This window comes from Mycolicibacterium aurum (assembly GCF_900637195.1).
Classification (GTDB): Bacteria; Actinomycetota; Actinomycetes; order Mycobacteriales; family Mycobacteriaceae; genus Mycobacterium; species Mycobacterium aurum.
On record NZ_LR134356.1, the window covers coordinates 1,578,316 to 1,596,992 of the forward strand.

The window sequence follows — 18,677 nt, forward strand, 5'->3', positions numbered from 1 at the left end:
GTGTTGGTGGAAGCCGTGGCCGCTCTTAGTGTTGAGAGCCAAATCGTTTAGTCCCGAGGCACGGTGGTTGGCTCGCCGCCACAGCGCAGTCGACTTGGTTCAAGTGGATCGCCCTAGGTGTGAACAGGCTGATTGGTCAACTGCTGCAAAATCTCTGTGCGACGCGACCGGTACTTCTCGAGCGAGGCCAGTTTGATGTTCTCGTAGCCTCGGACGAGATCGGGCAGGCTAGCCAGCTCGAGAACGGCGTCCTGCGTCGCGGGCGAGAGCGCTGTCATCGCGGTGGCCATCGACGCGATGTAGTCCTCGATAAGTCGACGCTCCTCGCGCCTGACGTTGTCGTATCCGAAGAGATCAAGGCGGGTACCGCGCAGCGTGCGTAACCGGTACAGGACCCGCAGTATCGGCTTTGCCCACCAGGCTTGTAGGCGGATCTTCCTCTTCAATCCCATGGCGCGAAGGAGCGGCGGATGAAGCAGGATCGAGTAGCGCGCGCCGTCACCGAACTCGTCGCGGATCTGACTTTCGAGGTCCGGGTCGATGTGGAGTCGAGCCACCTCGTATTCGTCTTTGTAGGCCATGACTTTGAACAGATGACGTGCGAAAGCTTGTGTAATCGCTGTGCTTTCGCCGATCGCTGTTGCCTCCGACCTGCGGATGTCTTCTACCTGCTGTAAGTACCGTGCGGCCCATTTGTCGTCCTGATAAGCCGTCAGCTCATCGACTCTGCGCTCAATGAGCGCATCCAGAGTTGTTCCGGCAGGGGAGGAGTCGGCTGCGGAGCTGCTGTCGACGGCGTGCTGACGACCGAGCTGGAAGGCGGCGAGGTTTCGCTCGACTTGGACGCCGTTGAGATCCAGTGCCCATTCCACGCTCTCGGGGGAGAGCGGGATGACTCCTGACTGCACGGCGACGCCCAGCAGGAAGATATTGTCGAATTGGTCTTCCTCCAGAGCCGCCGCCCCGGTCAGAGCGTGGGCGTCGACGAAGACATTCTCGGGCCGCGCGCCGGACCACTCGATTCGAGCGACCAGATCGTTGATTTCCGGAAAGTGTGTCGTCGTATCGGTGACCATCTGGCTGGTCGGGGTGACGGAGGTCGAGACCACGGTGTAGGTGCGCTGAGGAGCCATCACCCCCAGGTTCGTCTCGGTCGCGGCGACCAGGATGTCGCAGCCAAGATAGAGATCGCATCCTCCGGGCCCAATCTTGTTGGTCCCGTGAATCTTTGACGTGGACAGGCGGACATCGGACACGACCGCCCCACCCTTCTGGGCGAGACCGAGTTGGTCGAGCCCCTTGACCTGCAAACCTGCATGAGATGCCGCGGCCGCAATGACCTGCGCCACGGTCACCACGCCGGTGCCGCCGACACCGGTGATGCGCATCGAGAAGTCCTCGGCGGTCACCAGCGGTTTCGGGGCGGGCAGCTCCGTCGTCGAGGACTTCGGTCGAGGCGTCACCACAGTGGATGGCTGCGGTTGGGTGCGGCGCTTAGATGTTTTACGAGGAATGACCTCGACGAACGACGGACAGTCGCCCTTGAGGCAGGAGAAATCCAAATTGCAGGACGCCTGGTGGATTTCGGTTTTGCGCCCGAACTCGGTCTCCGTCGGGCGCACCGACAGACATCCCGACTTGTCGCCGCAGTCACCGCAGCCCTCGCAGACCCGTTCGTTGATGAAGATCCGACGGTTCGGTGTTTCCACCAGCCCCCGCTTGCGCTTGCGGCGCAGCTCGGTGGCGCACTCCTGCTGGTGGATCAGTACGGTCACACCGTCTGTGTGAGCCAGTTCTTCCTGCACCGTGATCATGTCGTCCCGGTGGCGGATCGACACTCGTGCAGGCATGCGGCGCCCGAACGCGCGACGGCTCTGCTTGGGTTGGTCACTGGTGATCACGATTCGAGCGACACCCTCGGCGAGCAGTTCGGAGACGATCTGGGGGACGGTCATCTTGCCGATCGCCTGCTGGCCGCCGGTCATGGCGACGGCGTCGTTGTAGAGGAGCTTGTAGGTGATGTGCGCTCCGCTGGCGACGGCGGCGCGGATGGCCAGCGAGCCTGAGTGGTGGTAAGTGCCGTCGCCGAGGTTTTGGAACAAGTGATCCCGCGTGACGAACGGAGCCATGCCGATCCACGTGGCGCCTTCGCCGCCCATCTGACTGTGCCCGATCGACTCGCCTATCCGCTCGTCGGGCATGAAGGCGACCAGGGCGTGGCAACCGATGCCCGCACCCACGAGCGAGCCATCGGGCACCTTGGTCGAGCTGTTGTGCGGGCAGCCGGAACAGAAGGCGGGGCGCCGCGGCAGGATCGGCAGCAGCGTGGGTATCCGCCGCGACGACGATTGTTGCTCAAGCCATTTCGTCACCGACTCGGGTCCACCGTGGTCGCGGATGCGTGGAGCCAATCGCGTCGCGATGTAATCGGCGGGCAGATCGCCGTCGGCTCGGAAGAGTTCGCGGCCCTGCTCGTCTCGCTTGCCCACGACGCGTGGCGCCGCTGCCCGACCGTAGAGCAGGTCTTTGAGGGCCAGCTCGATGAACGCCTTCTTCTCCTCGACCACCACGATCTCGCGCAGTCCGGCGCTGAACGTGTCGATGATGCCTGGTTCGAGGGGATGGATCATTCCCAGCTTCAGAACCTTCACGCCGCTGTCGGTGAGGTCGGCGTCGGTGATGCCGATGTCGGAAAGTGCCTGCCGGACGTCGAGATAGGTGGCTCCGGCGCAGACGATGCCCAGCGTTGCTTCTGTATCGCCGGTGATGTGGTTGAGGTTGTTGGCAGCGGCGTAGCGGCGTGCGAGTTCCAGCCGTTGGCGAACCTGAGTCGCCTCCAGCGCGCTGAGGGTGGGCTGCAGCAGCTTTCCGGTCGGCTCGTGCACGAATTGCTTGCCGTCGAACGAGGTGTCAGGCAGGACGGGTGCGACGCGGGCTGGGTCGAGACGGACCGTGCCGGAACCGTCGACGACGTTGGTCGCCAGCTTCATCGCCACCCACAGTCCCGATGCCCTCGACATGGCGATCCCGTGCAAACCGAGATCCAGGATGTCCTGTGGGTCGGCAGGGGACACACACGGCATTCCGAGTTCGGCGATGGCAGATTCTGAGCTGCTCGGCACCGTAGAGGACTTCGCTATCGAGTCGTCGCCTACCAGGGCGAGAACGCCGCCGCGGCGATGCGTTCCGCCCAGGTTGCTGTGCCGGATGGCGTCGGTGGCGCGATCGAGGCCGGGAGCCTTGCCGTACCAGATGCCGACCACCCCGTCGCCGATGCGATCCGGCGATGAGCAGGCGATCTGTGTCCCTTGGACCGCGTTGGCTGCTAATTCCTCGTTGACGCCGGGTTGAAAGACCACGCGGTGCTCGACAAGGCGCTTCTTCTGCCGCGACAGTTGAAGGTCAAGCCCGCCCAGGGGCGAGCCTTCGTATCCGGAGATGAACACCGCGACGTCGAGGCCGTGGCGCTGATCCAGGCGTCGCTGATCGAGGGGGAGTCGAACGAGAGCTTGGATCCCGGACAGGTGCACTTCCCCGTCGAGCAGATCGTAGCGATCGTCGAGGGGGTTGCTGCCGGTGACAGGGCGATCGGCCGCGGTGGCGTAAGTCGTCATGAAAAGAGGTCCTTGCAGGGCTGTTATTGGGCTTATCCCTACTATGTGTGATTGAGGGCATGTGAATCTACGGGTATATCCCGGTTTTTGGCGTCGAGGAGCCGCAGTGATTGGTGAAAATCATGAATCAGAGGTGGAAGGGTGGCTGGCGGTGCAGCGCACCTTCAGCGGCATGGTCGACGAGGTGTCTGCCATCGGTGAGACCGTCACCAAGTCCATCCGCAGCGCCCAACCCGTCTACGCTGTCATCCCGGAGCCCGAACACCGTGCCGCCGTCACGTTGCAGGTGCTTAATCGACTCCACGCGCTCTCGGAGCACCGCGGTCTGAGCGCATCCGAACTCACCGCCGCCACTGATCTGGCCGCCGAGCGCGCCGCTGGAGGGGTTCCCATCGATGCGTTGATCGCGGCCTACCAGGTAGCCGATGCCGAGATCTGGCGCATCCTGGTCGAGCGGTCGACTCCCGCGATGACTGATCTCCTACCCCGCGTCGGCACCCTGATGTTCGAGGCGATCCGCGAGACCACCACCGTGATGGCGGGAGCGCACAGCAGTGTCGCTCGAGCGATCGACGGGGACAGGATCACTCTGGCCCACCAGTTCTTGGAATGCCTGCAGGACCCCGAGCAACAGTCGGCCGCCGCGGTCATCGCCGCGCGGCTGCGGCTCGATCCGCGAGGGGAGTTCGTGGGACTGGTCTGGCTGCCCGCCCCGGGCGTCACGGAGTTTTCGGCGCATCAGACCGTGTCGACGTTGCCACCGCACCTGGCCACCGATGTGGTCAGTCGCGCAGTGGCCGGCGGTCAGCTGGAAATGATCACTCAGGCCGCGCGATTGCCGGAGGTCGTGACCCATGGCCTGGCCGAGGGATCGCTGGCGGGGCGTTGGGGAATCGGCTTGGCGCGGTCGGGATTGGCCGGCGCACGCGAGAGTCTCGGCGACGCACGCCTGGCCTTCAACTGCACCTCCATCGACCATCCGGTGCGTACTTTCGAACGCGACTGGCACGAGGCCGTGGTGCTGGCTGAACGGGCACGAGTCGAGGTGCTGTTGGCCCCCATGGTCGAGGTGGCTCACGCCAACCCCCACCTGGCCGAGACGGTGCTGGCGTTCGCGGCGGCTGACATGTCCATCGCGGCGGCGGCGCAGGCGGTCCACGTGCACGCCAACAGTGTCACCTACCGACTCGAGCGCTGGTCACGGCTCACCGGGCTGGAGGCGCGTTCGTTCGTTGGGCTCTCACAGTCCGTCATTGCCTGTCGCCTGGCCGGCGGTCATCCCCGGCCGACGCACAGCGCGCAGCGGGAGGTCGACAACGACGGCCGCGATTGAGAATCGTGGACCAACCGAACTCCCTTGCGAGCGGCGTCAGGAAGTCGATTGGACTCCCAGGGGTAAGGTCACTGCTGGCAGCACCTGAGCTGATGTGGTCGTCACTCGGTCATCCACGCGAAGGCGTTGTCGTACACCGCTTCTGCCAGATGCGGCATGTCGTCGCCGGGTAGATCGGAGGGGACCTGCACGCCGAGGCGGTTCAGGCTCCACGCCAGCAAGGCATAGCTTGGGCGGAACGCTTTGAGCTCGTCGGCCGGCACCACCGGTGTCTTGGCGGTGGGACCGGAATGCAGTTCATCGCGCTCGTAAATGGCTTGCATCCGAACGATTCCCCACGTTCCGGAGCGTCGTTCCAGCTTGGAGACCAGACGCGCATAGCCGATCAGCACCGAGTCGACGCCATCGATGGTGGGGTAGGTCTCGACCACTGCAGGCATCACCGCTACGGCGCGATCCTGGTGGACGTAAATCGATGGCGGTCCCAGCCGGTGGCATCCGACAGCGCCTTGTTCAGCCAGTGCTCGTGAACGGGCGACGAAATCGGCGCCGCTGCCATCGAACCAGCTGATGGTGACGCGCGAGTCGTCGTGAAAGAAGGTCAGCATCTGCGACCACCAGCCCCGATCGCGCGCCTGTCGTTCCCGCACCAGGACCTGATTGATCGTGACGATATCGAGTGCTGAGAGCTGCTCGTGAGTAAGCATGGGGCGAAACTCCTGTGTGGTCGGCGGTTGGCAGCACCTTCCACCCCGGAGGATGGAAGGTGCTGCGCAGGGGTCAATTGATCGGAAGCTGTTGCTGGCCGGACTGAATGGTGATGGCGATGACGTCGGTGAAATCATCGCGATAGCCCGTCGGGCCGCTGCGGCCCCAGCCGCTGTCACGGACGCCGCCCAACGGAAGGTGGATCTCATCGCTGATGGTGACCATGTTGACGCGGATCGCTCCGGCCTGCAGGCGTGCGGCGATCTTCACCGCACGCGACTCATCGTCGGAGAGCACCCCGGCGCACAGGCCGTACATCGGGCGGTTGGCGATGTCGATGGCTTCGTCCTCGTCGCGGACTGGTTGCACGACGACCACCGGACCGAATGTCTCCTCGTGATTGATCGTTGCGGAATCCGGAACATCGACAAGTACGGTTGGGGAGTAGATCTGCCCGTCGTAGGTGGCCCCGCAGAGCGCCCGTGCACCGAGGGCCGTCGCTTCGCGGACGCGGCGGTCGACCTGTTCCACGGCGACCGGGGTGATCAGTGGTCCGATGAACGTCGTTGGGTCACTGGGATCTCCGGTCGGCAGCTTCTGTGCCGCGGTCACCAGTCGCTGGGTGAACTCCTCGTAGATCCGTTCGTGGACGAGGATCTTCCGGGCGTTCATGCACACCTGGCCCTGATGCCAGAATGCGCTGAACGTGGCAACTCGCACGGCGTAGTCGAGGTCGACATCGTCCATCACGAGCAGGGGGTTGTAGCCGCCGAGCTCCATGACCGTGCGTTTGAGGGTTTTGCCGGCCCGTTCGGCGAGGTAGCGGCCGGTGGCGACGCTGCCGATGAAATTGAGGCACCGCACGGCGGGGTTGTCGAAGAACTCGTCGGCCACTGGTCCGGCCTCTCCAGGGGCATGGGTCACGACATTGATCACACCGGGTGGGAAGCCGGCTTCGTGGGCCACCTCGGCGATGAGAAGCCCTGCCGACAATGGAGCCAATTCGGACGGTTTGATCACGACGGTGTTGCCGAACACCAACGGGGCCAACGCAGAACGCCAGCTCAGCAAGGATGCGCCGTTCCACGGCACGAAGTTGACCACGACGCCGAGTGGGCGCCGCTCGACGTAGTGCCGGGCGCCCGGCAGGTCCGACGGGAGACTCTCGCCGGTCGGGTTGTACCCCCAGCTGGCGACCTGTTCCATAAGGGTTCCGAGCAGATCGACCTGAAACCCCGCGTTGAAGGCCGCCGCACCGGTTTCGCGGGCCAGTTGGGCAACCAGTTCGTCGCGGCGTCGATGCACGACTGCGGCCGCTCGGCGGAAGAGTTCCGCTTTGGCTCCGGGTGACATCTGGGACCACTCACCGAAGGCGCGCTCGGCCGCGGCGACCGCGTCGGCGGCCTCAGCACGTCCGCAGCGGGCGACGTAGGCGTGGACTTCCCCGGTGTAGGGGTTGTGGTCTTCGAAGGTTCCGGCTGCAGCGTCTCGCCATTGTCCGGCGGCGTACCAGCGATAGGTGGGGGGTGTCGACTCGTCGGTCGTGGAATCGAGAACTGCGGCGCTACTGGTCATCAGAGGCCTTCCTAGGTTCGGATGGATGAGGTGCAATTCCGATCCTTCGACGACGACGGCAATGCGTCAAATGCATGTTCATCAGCAGTAGTATGCATGTCATGCAGTTCGATAACGTGGACCTGAACCTGCTTCCCCCCTTGGAGGCTCTGTTGGAAGAACGGCAGGTGTCGCGCGCGGCGCAACGACGCAATTTGAGTCAGTCGGCGATGAGCCGCGTGCTGGCCCGTCTGCGCAGAACCTTCGACGACGAACTGTTGGTCCAAACCCCGGCCGGTTACCAGCTGACCCCCCGAGCCCGAATCCTGCGCAACGAGATGGCCGAGGTGATGCCGCAGCTGCGGGCGCTGATCGACGCCGACACATTCAACCCGGCACTGGCCAGCAACACAATGTTTTTGGCTGCAAGCGATTACGCCACCGACGTGCTCGCCGACGGGCTGTTCCGCGAGTTCTTCCGACAAGCGCCAAACATGTCGTTGACCATCGACCAGGTCGTTCCGTCGACTTACGAAGACATGCAGCGAGGGCGCGTCGATCTGGTTCTGGGCCCTCTGGCTCCACCGGAACCGATGATCGCTGAGACACTGTTCGCCGACGAACTCGTCTGTCTGATGTCTGACGGGCATCCTGTCACCGACGACGCGCTCACAGTGGAGCATCTACGGGCGTATCCGCACGCACGCGTAGCGATGCTGCATGGCCAGCAGATGCTAGTGGACACCACGTTGGCTGAGCTCGGTGTCCATCCCCGCCACGCCGTGACAGTGCCCTACTTCTCCACTCTTATCACGGCATTGATGTCCACCACGCTGATCGCGGTGATACCGCGGCGATACGCCCTAAGACACCTCACCGGGAACCTCCGAATAGCCCGCCCCCCAGAAGTATTCGCCTCGCTGGACTACGCCATGTTGTGGCATCCGCGGTTGACCAATGACCCTGCGCATCGATGGTTGCGGACCCTGCTTCGGTCAGTTTCGCCTAGTCCGTTACCGGGTGCAGAACGAGGGTGAAAGCTCGCCGCATGGTCACGACATCACTCGACGGAGCGCGTCCGTGCCGAGGCCTCACCCCCGAGCAGTCTCGCCCCAAGCTGGTCGCTCCTGCAGGCCGGCGCGCATCCGCGAATGGGTCGCGGGGCAGTGCTCCTGAAGAAGCGGCGACGAGCTGGTGCGGAAGCCGGAGGACTCAACTCAATAGAGCGGTACGTTCCCGTAGCCGACTCTGCCGCAGACAATTGCTGGTCCAAACCGCAGTGCGACTGATGTCGGTGGGCCGAAACGAGTCCCGTCGACGGCAGCGCCGGTGCGGCCGGGCTGGTGCCTGACCCGCGACGATCGCAGTGCTGGCGCCTTTGGTCATGAGGCTGTCATCGGGTCGATGGCGCAGGCTCAGGATCTCGGACCCAAGAGCCGCCCTTCTCGGACATTTCCCTTAGGCAATGGTCGTGGCGATGTCGGGGGCCATCGCGGCGAGTTGTTTTCTCCAGCTTGACCAGTCGTGTTGGCCGCTGATCGGAATGTCGACGTGGGCGTTGTGGCCGCCGACCCGCCGGTAGTCGGCGTAGAAGGCGCGGTTGCTGCCCTATATTTGGTCGCAGTACGTCACGGCAGCGGGGCTGTAGATCCACAGCCGAGTGTTGTTGTCGCTGAGCAGTTGTACGTGTACGTCGGGGTCGTGCCGTTTCCACCGACCCAGTTGGGGCAGGCCCACATGTTGCGGGTGTCAACCCCGCTGTAGCGACTGAGCCCGGCGGTGATCGCACCGTTGATGGTGGTGTTGGAGGATCCTGACAGGGAACCGGCGCACCGGTACCGGTCGGGGTGGAAGGCGGCGAGGGTGACCGCGGCGGTGCCGCCTTGGGCCGCGCCAACGACGGCATGTCCGGTGGCCGCCAATCCCTTGTTTACGGCCAATCAATCGGGAAGTTCAGTGGACAGGAAGGTCTCCCATTGGCGGCTGCCGTCTTGTTCCCAGTCGGTGTAAAGGCTCCACGCGCCGCCGGCGGGGGCGATGACCGAGATTCCGCGACCGGCCAGGGTTGCCATGGCGTCGCCCGCAGTGACCCAGTTGCTCACCTCTGGTGCGGCGTTGAACGCGTCGACCAGAACAACGGCGTGCGGGCCGCCGCCTTGGAAGGCGACGGCGATGTCGCGGCCCATGGCCGCCGAGGGCACGAGCAGATATTCGACGGGATCAGCCTTCCCTGAGATGCAGTCCATAAGCTCACTACGGCTACTGCCGCCAGCGCGGCCCGCAGGACGGTGATGCTGAGTTTCATTGTGGCGGAGGCTATCTGCGCGGGTGGTCTCGCGCCGGGCGCTGCCCTGTCGCAGCGTGTTGATCCGGGTAAATTACACGGGTGGGTAGGCCGGAGGCGGGTAGACGCCGCGCAGGATCCAGGCGAACCAGTTCATGCCGTATTCGAGTTCATCGCTGACGTCGTAATCGGGGTTGGGGTCCATCGATGTCTCCCTTGGTGTCGAAGTGGCACGGTGATCGTGGCTGGGTCGGTTAGGCGGGGCGACCATATACGGCGACGACGACGCTGCGGTCGAGGCTGTTCTCCGACCACACGCCGATCTGAGAGTTGGCGCAGTCGGCCATGATGGGCAGGTAGTCGGGGCGGTAGTACCACTGGTTGAGTATTTCGATGCCGTTGATGGCCAACGCGGGATTGATGGCTACGGTTTCAGCGGCCACACCGTGGAACCCCGCGGCGTTGGCGCGGTCCTGCACCGTGGAGCCATCTGATCCGGTATCAGCGTCTAGAGCCCGGTTGGTGAGCACGTCGTGGGTGTGCCATTGGGCGGCCAGCCGCAGTTGCGGGTTGATGTGCACGTCATTGGAACAGCCGGCCTGTTGCTGGATGGTGTAGACGTTGGCCACTACGCTGTCGTTGAGCCGCCTGTTGTCCGCATGCGCTGCCGGTGGCGCCAACAGTATTGCGATGCAACATATAATGAGGATCCGGGCGGCGCGACGCAGGGCGGCCATCGATGCTCCGGTCATGAGATGTGGCTGTCGGCTGCGGATCGGCGTAGCTGCCAGATCTGGCCGGGGCACAGTTCGTTGGCGGCTTGACCGAGCAGGTAGGTTGCCTGGTACTCGTCGGTGGTGGCGAAGTCACGCTCGATGGTGGAGACCAGCTGCGGGTAGCCAGCGCCGTCGGCCATCGCGTCGCACAGACTGTGCCCGTAGGCCAGCGCGGCGTCGGCGTTGGCGAAGTGGTAGCCCGGGCGCACGGTGACGTTGACGAGGTAGGCGACCGCATCAGCCTGCGCGGTGCCCGCGGCAACGGCGCTGACCGGTAGCGCGGTGATGGCTAAGCAGGCAAGGGGGGCGATTCGCCAGCGTCGGCTGCAGCGCGGGTCCGTGTCGGCTCGGGCGGGTCGTACTGTCATCGTGGGGGTTTGTCCTCCTGTGCCGCGGGACGGGTATCGGCGATGATCTGATGACCCATGTGGCATCAGATGGGGTCGAAACCGCTGACGAGCCACTGGGTTCCGACCTTGTCAAGGGTGACTCGCACAGCGGAGGCGGTGCCGCTCGGTGCGTCTTGGCCCTGGGTGATCGACTGGTTGACGAAGACCAGTACCACGGCGTGTTGCGGGGAGGCGTCGACCGAGGCGGCGGCCGCGACGTTCGCGGCTGCCGAGATGTGCTTCTGTTGCGCCCCGGGGATGACGACATCATTGATCAGCGAGGTGTAGGAGTCGCGTAGCGCGCCGGTGAGTCGATCACGGGCGGCGTTGAGGGTGTCTGCGGCGCTGGCGGAGTTGTAGGACAGCATGGCTACCGTGGTGTCTTTGGCGGCATTGACCGATTCGGTGCGGGCAGCGGCGAGCGCGTGATCGCGCAGCTGTAGGTACTTCATCCAGCCGGCGGCGCCGGTTACTGCGAACACGAGCAGCGGCAGCACCAGAAAGACTGCCACGCGGGTTATCCGGCCCGGGCCGGGATGGCTGTCGGTGGAGTCCGTGTCGCCAGCGCTCGCGCAGTGCTCGTCTACGGGTGCGTCCTCAGAAGCGCTCGAGTTTTGTTCGGCGACCGCCGTCTCGATGGGAGGGGGCGGGTCGGCCAGGGCGGCGGTCTGTGCGGGCGCGTCACTGGCTGGGTTGCTCATGGAACGAACTCCACGTTGGCGACCTTGGCGCTGTCACCGTCGCGTTCGACGAGGATCCGCATGCGCCATCCTCGGCTGCGCTGTTCTGGCTGATTGCCTTGGGTGCTCTTGACGTTGACTGCGACGAGAACCTTTGCACCGGACGGCATTTCGGATTCGATGCCGGCATCGACAATCGTGCCTTCGGTGCGGGACTGGGTTTGTTTGACCACTGTAGTGAAGTCTTCTGCGCGGGCGGAGAAGTCGTCGCGGAACTGACCGGTGGACGAGTCGAGGATGCGCGCGATGTCGGTGTCGGCGTGCTGCCAGTCGATGGTGGTCAGGTTCAGCGCACCCTGGCGTGCGGTTTGAAGGTAAGTGGCGTACTGCTGATCAGCGACGTGCTGATGGTGATAGGCGTTGGTCAACCATCCACCCACTGCGGCGACAACTGCTAGCGCGACCAGGCCGAAGAGCAGTGCGACTCGGTGCGGTGGCATCGACCATCGCAGCCGTAGCCGGCCGCGCGCGGTGGTGTCAACATCGTGGGCCTCAGCAGTGGTTTCGGCGTCGCCGCGCGGTGTCGCCGCTTCCGGTGGGTCAGCGGTCGCCACGGCCGGGTCGAGGACATGATCGCCGCAGTCAGCAGGGGCGTTGTTGGTGGTGGCGCCATCCTCACTGTCGGTTATGTCGGCGGGCGGTTCCGTTGTGTCGGTCGCCCGTTGCGCGCCGTGGCGTGTCGGCGCAGACCGATTGGTGGTGTGGGTGGTCATGGTTGCGGTCCTCCTGGAGGCACCATTAGGTCGCGCAGGCTCGGCGGATCGGTGTGGCCGTCTGCCATGTTGGTCTGGGTGTATCGCTGGCCGTCAGGGCCGAGGTAGCTGCCGGTGGCGGGATTGTATGGGGCGACAGCGACCGGAGACGGCGCGGCGGCTTGGACCCGCGGTTGGGGAACCGATTGGCCGGTGGTGGTTGCGTTCGCATCGCCCTTCCAGTTGTAGCCGTCGTTGAGTGGCACGTACTGCTCGTCGCTCTCGCACATCGCGACGGTGGGCGCGCGTTTACCGGGACGGGTTGCACAGGGCAGGTTGCGGGCCCCGCGGACGTTGAGCATCGAGTCTTGCGGGACCCGGCAGTACATGTCGCCGGCGGGGCGGTCCGGGAAATCGACTTCGCTCGGAGGTCGTAGTTGTTGGGGGGGAAGGTATCCGGTGTTACAGGGCGGGGGCACGTTGAGGTTGAGCGCGAACGACAGGTACACACCCTTGTAGTCCTGTTTGGTGTCGCGGTTGGCCAGTGTGGCGCCCTGGATAGTGGCGACGGCTTCGGGGAGCAGCACGAGCAGTTGTTCAATATTGGGCTGGTAGACGATGCCGACGTCGGCGAGGTTGACCAGGTTGCTCAGCAGGATCGGCAGTGTCGGGCGGAGCCGGTCGTTGAGTTGATGCAGCTCATCGAACAGGGGTGGGCCGTCCTGAAGCACGCGTTGCAGCGCGGGATCGTGCTGGCGCAGTGAGGATGTGATCGCGTCGATGTTGGCTGCCCAGTTCTGGATGGCGTCGGAGGTGTCGGTCTGGGTGTCCAGGACCGGTTTTGTCTGCTCGATGAGCGTGGTCAGCGCGTCGAGATTGGCGCGTGCGTCGATGGCCAGGGTGGTCGATCCTTTGACGATCCGCGACAGCTCGGGACCCAGCCCGCCGACCGCTGTGAAGCCCTCGTCGATAGCGGTCTTGAGGTTGTCGTGCGGGATGGCCTGCAGCCCTTCGTTGGTGGCTGTCAGTAGCGCGTTGACATCGGGGGGGACTTGGACGCGGTCGCGGGCGATGACGGTGCCGTCACTGAGATGGGGTCCGCTGTCGGTGCGTGGAACCAGTTCGACAAACTGCTCGCCGACGGCGGTTTGGCTGTGCACCTGGGCCTGCAGGTCAGCGGGGACGGCGACGTCGGAGCGAAGTGACAGCACTGCCCGTACCCCGTCGTCGGTGAGCGAAATGTCCTGGACGCGACCGACTTCGGTGCCTCGATAGGTGACGTTGGCATTCGGGTACAGGCCCGCCGCGCGCGGCAGGTCGATGAGAACGCGGTACTGCCCGACGCCGAAGTACGTTCCTGGCACATCGAGGAAGCCGAACCCCAGTGCGCTGGCGGCGATGACCGACATCGTCACGAAGAACGCGAGCTGCACTCGCACTCGTCTGGACAAGTTCATCGCATCGCCGTCCGGTACGGACCCCGGCTGCCGTGTCGGCTTCTCTGTGGCATCAGCGGCGTACCTCGGTACGGCGATAAAGCTCGGGACGCCAGGTCATTCCAGAACGCTGTGGCTTCCGTGCGTGGGTGCGCCAGGCCCGCGGCGATTGCAGTCACGGTCACCTCCTTGTCTTCGATGTCTTGATGGGCCGGCCCGGGGCGTTCACTGTCCGGTCGGCGTTTGCAGGTGGAGGCTCGACGCGTGGTCGGCTGCATCGGTTAGGGGCCCTGATCGAAGCGATACGGCGCAACCAAGGGGTTGCCTGCGGTGTAGGGGCTGGGCATTGTGCCGATGGTGCGGCCCCACTGCATCTCCAGTTCGGTGAGGTTGCCTTCGAAGCGCGTGCCGGTGAACAGGCCCGCGTCGAGACGGCTCAGAGTCAGGTCGATGATCGCGGTGATGTTGGCGTAATCGCCGCGAAAAACCTTCCCCAGGTTGTCTTTAGCGAAGGGGAAGGTGGTGAACAGCCCCAACGAACGTGTCAGCGCGGGCCCGGCGTCGGCCAGCGATGTGAGCACGGGCACTAGGGCTTTGAGCTGGCGCACCAGGGATCCCTTGGTTTGGTTAACCGAGTCGGCGGCCAATGCACTGAACTTTCCGAGTTGGTCGACTGCGTCGAGAAGATGTTGGCGCTGGTTGTTGAGGACGGCCAGCGCGGCCGGCAGGGTCTGCAGCGCCTTGTCGACGATGGGTTTCTGGGCGGCGAACTGTTCAGCGACCCGATTGACGGCGTCGGTGGCGGCGATGATGTCGCCGGTCTGGTCATTGACGCGGCCGATGAACACGTCGAGGTTGGATAGCAGGTCGCGAAGGTCGTTTTCGCGGCCGTCGAACGCGGTGCTTAGCGCGGTGGTGATGTCCTGGACTTGGCCGAGTCCGCCACCATTGAGCAGCAGGGAGACCGCGGCCAGGGTTTGTTCGGTAGTGGGGTAGGAACCGCCGCGATCCAGCGGAATCAGTGAACCCTGGTGCAGCCGGGACTGCGACGGGTCAGCGGCGGGTGCTGCCAGTTCGATGTGCTGCGAGCCCAGCAGGCTGGTCTGCCCCAGAGTGGCGGTCGCGTTGGTCGGCAGGATCACGTCGCCGTTGAGGCGAATGGTCAACAAGGCGTGCCAGTCCTGGCGTTCGATCTTGGTGACGGTGCCGACGTTGACGTCGCCGACACGCACCCGCGAATTCGGTTGCAGGTTGTTGACGTTGGGCAACTGCGCCTCGATGGTGAACGATCCGGGTCCGTCGCCCTGGGTGCCCGGAAGCGGAAGTGAGTTCAGGCCTTTCCATCCGCAGCCGGTGAGCAGGCTGAGGGCCACGACGGTGATGGCGATGAGCGCGGTGTGAGGTCGACGGTTCATCGTGGCGGTCCCTGCGGAGGCAGCATCATGCCCGGTAGCCCGGCGCTGGGGTCGGTGGGCTGAGGTTGTGGGGTAGCGAGCAGCGGGGCTTCTGCAGGCAGAGTGCCGGGCGTCAGGTCGCCGGTCTGCGGGGATGCCGCTGCGGCGGGGGGCTGGGGTGGGATGTAGTCAGGTCGCATCCAGTCTTCGCTGTAGGTGACTTCGTTGGGGCGCGCGGTAGCGCCGACGATCGGGTTCATTCCCAGTGGCGGGAAGTTGTATTGGCGGTTCTTGATGATGGGGGCCAGGTATTGGACGCAGAGCTTCGAGGACTGTTCGGCGTTGAGCCGTGACGCGGCCTGGATGGCGCCGCACAGGAATGTGATCGGGTTGCTGAAGTTGTTGGCCGCCAGCACGCCGCTGACGGTGCCCTGGGCGGGAAAGTAGGTGTTGTTGGAGTTTTCCAGGGTGGTTGGTCCGATATGCAGTAACTGTTTGATGTCGCCGATGCTGTCGTTGAGCGCTTGGGACAGCGATGTCAGCTTGTCGGAGGTGATGCCGAGGGATTCGCGGTTGTCGGCTACGAAGGAGCGGACGTCGTTGGCGGCCTCACTGAGCGCCTGCACTGCTTGTCCGGTTTCGTCGGGGGAGTTGGACAGCTCGGAACTGACCGAGGCCAAGTTGGTGTTCAGTGAGCGGATGATGTCGGTGCTGCCTTGCAGCGCAGAGACTAGGGCGGAGAGGTTCTTGACGCTGGCGAAGACGTCGCCGCTGTTGTCGCCGAGTGCCGAAAGGGCTTGGGAGAGTTCAATGATGGACTTGCGGATGGCGGGGCCTTGTCCGCGGAGGTTGTCGGCGGCGGTGTTGACTAGTGCGCCTAGCGTGCTGACGTTTCCGGGTTCGGTGGGCTGCAGGGCAGCGGTGAGCTTTTCAAGTTGAACTCGAAAATCGTCGAACTCCACGGGCACCGCGGTGCGGGCTTGCGGGATGGCGGCACCGGTGGCCATGGTGGCGCCGCCGTGATAGGGCGGGGTGAGTTGAATGGCGCGAGAGGTGACCAGGGTGGGCGAGAGGATGACAGCTTTGGCGTCGGCGGGCACGGGGTAGCGGGCGTCGAACCAGAAGCTGATTTTGACCCGGGTGCCTTGGGGTTCGATGGTGTCGATCTTGCCGACGTTGACGCCGCGGATGCGGACGTCGTCGCCGGCGAAGATGCCTTTGCTGTTGTCGAAGTAGGCCGTGACGTAGCTTCGTTGCTGGGTGTCCATGTGTCGCATCAACTGCCACGATGCGCCGGCGATGACGGCGACCAGAAGGGTGGCTATGACGGCGCGCACGGTGCGCCGCACGGTGAAGGTGCTCATTGGCCCGCTCCCGGGGGTGTCAGCGGGTCGTCGATGGGCCCGATGGGAGGACTTGGTGGAGGGCTTGGTGATGGGTTCGCAGGTGGTCCCGGTGGCGGTCCACCTGGGGGCGGGGCGGGCGCCGGCTCCCGGTAGGGGTAGCAACCGGTGGGGCCGGACAGCGGGATGCCTGCTGGTCCGCAGCCCGTGTCGCCGGGTTTGCCGGTGATGGCTTCGGGAAGAGTGAGGCGCGGTTCGCCGCCCTGTCCGGTTCGCGGATAGGGCACCGGCAGCGCCGGGGTGCCGGGTTGGCCGACCTGGGGGTCGGTGCGTTGGGAGGGAAGCAACACATTGGGATCTAGTCCCAGGTCGGAGAATGCGGCGTCGACGAAGGGTTGCAGGAATTGGCCGGGCAACAGATTGGACAGATAGGCCTTGAAGAATGGGCCCGAGCTGAGGGCCTCCCCGAGGCCCATGGCGTAGTCGCCGAATCCTTTGATCGACTTCTGCAGTTCGGTTTTGCGGTTGTCCAGTGTGGCTAGGACACCGTTGAGTTTGTCGAGGGTGGGTTTGAGGGCGCTGCGGTTGTCGGCGACGAATCCGCGTAGCTGCTGGGTGAGCGCGGTGAGGTTGGCCGAGATCTGGTCTACGGCGTCACGTTGGGCTTGCAGAGCGGCCAGGACGGTGTTGGTGTCGTGCACCAGGTCGACGATTTCGGTGGTGCGTTGACCCAGGACGGTGGTGGCGCGGCTGGCGTTTTGCAGCAGCGAGCGCAGCTCGGTGTCACGTTGGTTGATCGCTTCGGAGAAGCGGGTGACGCCGTCGACGGCGGCGCGCAATTGTGGTGGGGTGTCATGCAACGTCTGGCTGAGGGTGCGCAGTGATTCCGACAGCTGGTCGGTCTGCAGTCCGCTGATGGTGGCGGTCAGGTCGCCGACGGCATCGGGTAGTTGGTAGGGCGAGGTGGTGCGGTCCAGGGGGATGGTGGCGGCCAGATTTTCCTCCCCGCGTGGGGCGACTTCGAGGATTTTGTTGCCCAGGAGGCTGACTGTCTTGATGGCCGCCTCACTGCGGTCTCCGAGGTGGATGTCCTCATCGACGCTGAACGTGACAAGCACGCCTTCGGGTTGCAGGCTGATGCTCTCAACGCGGCCGGCGCGTACGCCGGACACCTCGACAGGAGCATCGGCGGCCAGCCCACCGGCTTCGTCGAAGATGGCCGAGTAGCTGGCGGCCGAGGAGATTCCAGGCAGGTTGTTGAAGTTGTAGGCCGCGACGGTGATGGCGACGACGACGACGACGCCGAGGCCGCCGATGACGGCCACGTTGCGTTCCTGCAGCGATTTCATTTGGGGGTGCACCTGCCTGAGGATTGGCCGGCGACCTTGACGTACACGGGTTGGCCACCCTTGCCGTTGACTTTGAGGACCAGATCGCAGAGGTAGAAGCTGAAGAAGTCGCCACCGAGGGCCTGCCGGTTCAGCATCCGGTAGGTGTCGGGCAAGGTGGCCAGCAGATTGTCGAAATAGTCGTGGTCGGCCAGCACGTTGGTGGCGACGCGGTCAGTCTGGGGCAGTGCCTGCTGCAGTGGCGGGCGGGCCTGCGCGAGCAGGTCGGTGATGGATTCGGCCGCGGCGTTGCTGTAGGCCAGGCCGTTGACCAGGTCTTGATCGCGGTCGGCGAGCGCACCGGTGAGTTCGGCTAGTGAGTCGACGGCTTGGCCGAACTCGTGGCTGTGGTCGGCCAGTGACCCCAGCACGATGTTGAGGTTGGTGATCACCTGCCCGATGAGCTCGTCGCGGTCGGCGAGCGTGGTGGTCAGTGCCGCGGTTTGGGTCAAGATCGATCCGATGGTGGGTCCTTGGCCCTGCAGCGCGGCGATCAATTGTCCGCTCAACGCGTTGACCTGGTCGGGATCAAGAGCGCGGAAGAGGGGCCGAAAGCCGCCGATAAGGGCGTCGAGGTCCAGCGCGGGCGCGGTCCGGTCGAGGGGGATGGTTCCTCCGGGCGCGACTTTGCGGGGATTGCCTGCGCCGTCGACCAGTTCGAGGAATCGGCCGCCGATCAGGTCGTCGTAGCGGATGACCGCGCGGGTGCCGCCGGTGAGGACCACGGAGTTGTCGGTGGTGAATGACACCGCGACGGTGGCATCGTGCTGGACGGTGACATCTTTGACCTTGCCGACCTCCACGCCCGCGATCCGCACGAAGTTGCCGGGCCGCAGTCCCGAACCGTTGGTGAACAACGCGTGGTAGGCGACGTAGTTCTCAAAGCGCAGCTGAGAGAAGATGGCGATGACGGCGAATGTGCCGACCAGGCACACGGTGACGAACGCAGCCAGCCGCAGTAGCAGCGGTGTCAGCTTCTTCCCTCGCACGGTTTGCGGCCCTTCTGCGAAAAGTTTTTGACTGGTC

The 18,677-nt window shown here is 64.6% G+C and carries 13 protein-coding genes and 2 pseudogenes; 2 read left to right on the plus strand and 13 right to left on the minus strand.

Going from position 1 to position 18,677, the window contains the following annotated elements; translation table 11 throughout:
• Window positions 1-113: 113 nt before the first annotated feature.
• Window positions 114-3,614 (minus strand): indolepyruvate ferredoxin oxidoreductase family protein, encoded by a 3,501-nt coding sequence (locus EL337_RS07575; RefSeq protein WP_048630396.1) that lies wholly within the window; start codon window positions 3,612-3,614, stop codon window positions 114-116.
• A gap of 106 nt (window positions 3,615-3,720) precedes the next feature.
• Here EL337_RS07575 and EL337_RS07580 point away from each other — a divergent pair, with 106 nt between their 5' ends.
• Window positions 3,721-4,947, plus strand: a complete 1,227-nt coding sequence (locus tag EL337_RS07580) for an RsbRD N-terminal domain-containing protein (RefSeq protein ID WP_126316519.1) — start codon at window positions 3,721-3,723, stop codon at window positions 4,945-4,947.
• Window positions 4,948-5,048: 101 nt separating this feature from the next.
• On the opposite strand, the gene EL337_RS07585 is transcribed toward EL337_RS07580, so the two are convergent.
• Window positions 5,049-5,654, minus strand: a complete 606-nt coding sequence (locus EL337_RS07585; protein ID WP_048630398.1) for a nuclear transport factor 2 family protein — start codon at window positions 5,652-5,654, stop codon at window positions 5,049-5,051.
• A 73-nt stretch (window positions 5,655-5,727) separates the two neighbouring features.
• Window positions 5,728-7,230 carry an aldehyde dehydrogenase family protein gene (locus tag EL337_RS07590; protein WP_048630399.1) on the minus strand — a complete coding sequence of 501 codons (1,503 nt, stop codon included), beginning with the start codon at window positions 7,228-7,230 and terminating at the stop codon, window positions 5,728-5,730.
• A 101-nt stretch (window positions 7,231-7,331) separates the two neighbouring features.
• On the opposite strand from EL337_RS07590, the gene EL337_RS07595 reads away from it, so the two are divergent.
• Window positions 7,332-8,246, plus strand: a complete 915-nt coding sequence (locus tag EL337_RS07595) for a LysR family transcriptional regulator (RefSeq protein WP_170216911.1) — start codon at window positions 7,332-7,334, stop codon at window positions 8,244-8,246.
• 421 nt (window positions 8,247-8,667) lie between these two features.
• Here the strand turns inward: EL337_RS07595 and EL337_RS07600 are convergent.
• The 10 genes and pseudogenes from EL337_RS07600 to EL337_RS07650 form a co-directional block, all read right to left on the minus strand.
• Window positions 8,668-9,514 (minus strand): annotated as a pseudogene (locus tag EL337_RS07600) (alpha/beta hydrolase-fold protein).
• A 73-nt stretch (window positions 9,515-9,587) separates the two neighbouring features.
• A pseudogene (locus EL337_RS07610) lies at window positions 9,588-10,230 on the minus strand (CAP domain-containing protein).
• 11 nt (window positions 10,231-10,241) lie between these two features.
• A complete protein-coding gene (locus EL337_RS07615; RefSeq protein ID WP_083442926.1) occupies window positions 10,242-10,637 on the minus strand; it encodes a DUF732 domain-containing protein in 396 nt (131 codons plus the stop codon).
• Window positions 10,638-10,702: 65 nt separating this feature from the next.
• Window positions 10,703-11,359, minus strand: a complete 657-nt coding sequence (locus EL337_RS07620; RefSeq protein ID WP_053086803.1) for an Rv1363c family protein — start codon at window positions 11,357-11,359, stop codon at window positions 10,703-10,705.
• A complete protein-coding gene (locus EL337_RS07625) occupies window positions 11,356-12,111 on the minus strand; it encodes an Rv1363c family protein (RefSeq protein ID WP_053086804.1) in 756 nt (251 codons plus the stop codon). Before EL337_RS07625 ends, EL337_RS07620 begins: the two co-directional genes overlap by 4 nt.
• Window positions 12,108-13,547: an MCE family protein gene (locus tag EL337_RS07630; protein WP_048630401.1), complete on the minus strand. Its 1,440-nt coding sequence runs from the start codon at window positions 13,545-13,547 to the stop codon at window positions 12,108-12,110. The genes EL337_RS07625 and EL337_RS07630 overlap by 4 nt, the downstream gene beginning before the upstream one ends.
• A gap of 260 nt (window positions 13,548-13,807) precedes the next feature.
• Window positions 13,808-14,941 carry an MCE family protein gene (locus EL337_RS07635; RefSeq protein ID WP_048630402.1) on the minus strand — a complete coding sequence of 378 codons (1,134 nt, stop codon included), beginning with the start codon at window positions 14,939-14,941 and terminating at the stop codon, window positions 13,808-13,810.
• Window positions 14,938-16,284, minus strand: a complete 1,347-nt coding sequence (locus EL337_RS07640; RefSeq protein ID WP_048630403.1) for an MCE family protein — start codon at window positions 16,282-16,284, stop codon at window positions 14,938-14,940. The genes EL337_RS07635 and EL337_RS07640 overlap by 4 nt, the downstream gene beginning before the upstream one ends.
• Entirely contained in the window at window positions 16,281-17,612 is a 1,332-nt protein-coding gene (locus tag EL337_RS07645) for an MCE family protein (protein ID WP_048630404.1), read from the minus strand. Before EL337_RS07645 ends, EL337_RS07640 begins: the two co-directional genes overlap by 4 nt.
• A complete protein-coding gene (locus tag EL337_RS07650; protein WP_126316521.1) occupies window positions 17,609-18,640 on the minus strand; it encodes an MCE family protein in 1,032 nt (343 codons plus the stop codon). The genes EL337_RS07645 and EL337_RS07650 overlap by 4 nt, the downstream gene beginning before the upstream one ends.
• Window positions 18,641-18,677: the final 37 nt, after the last annotated feature.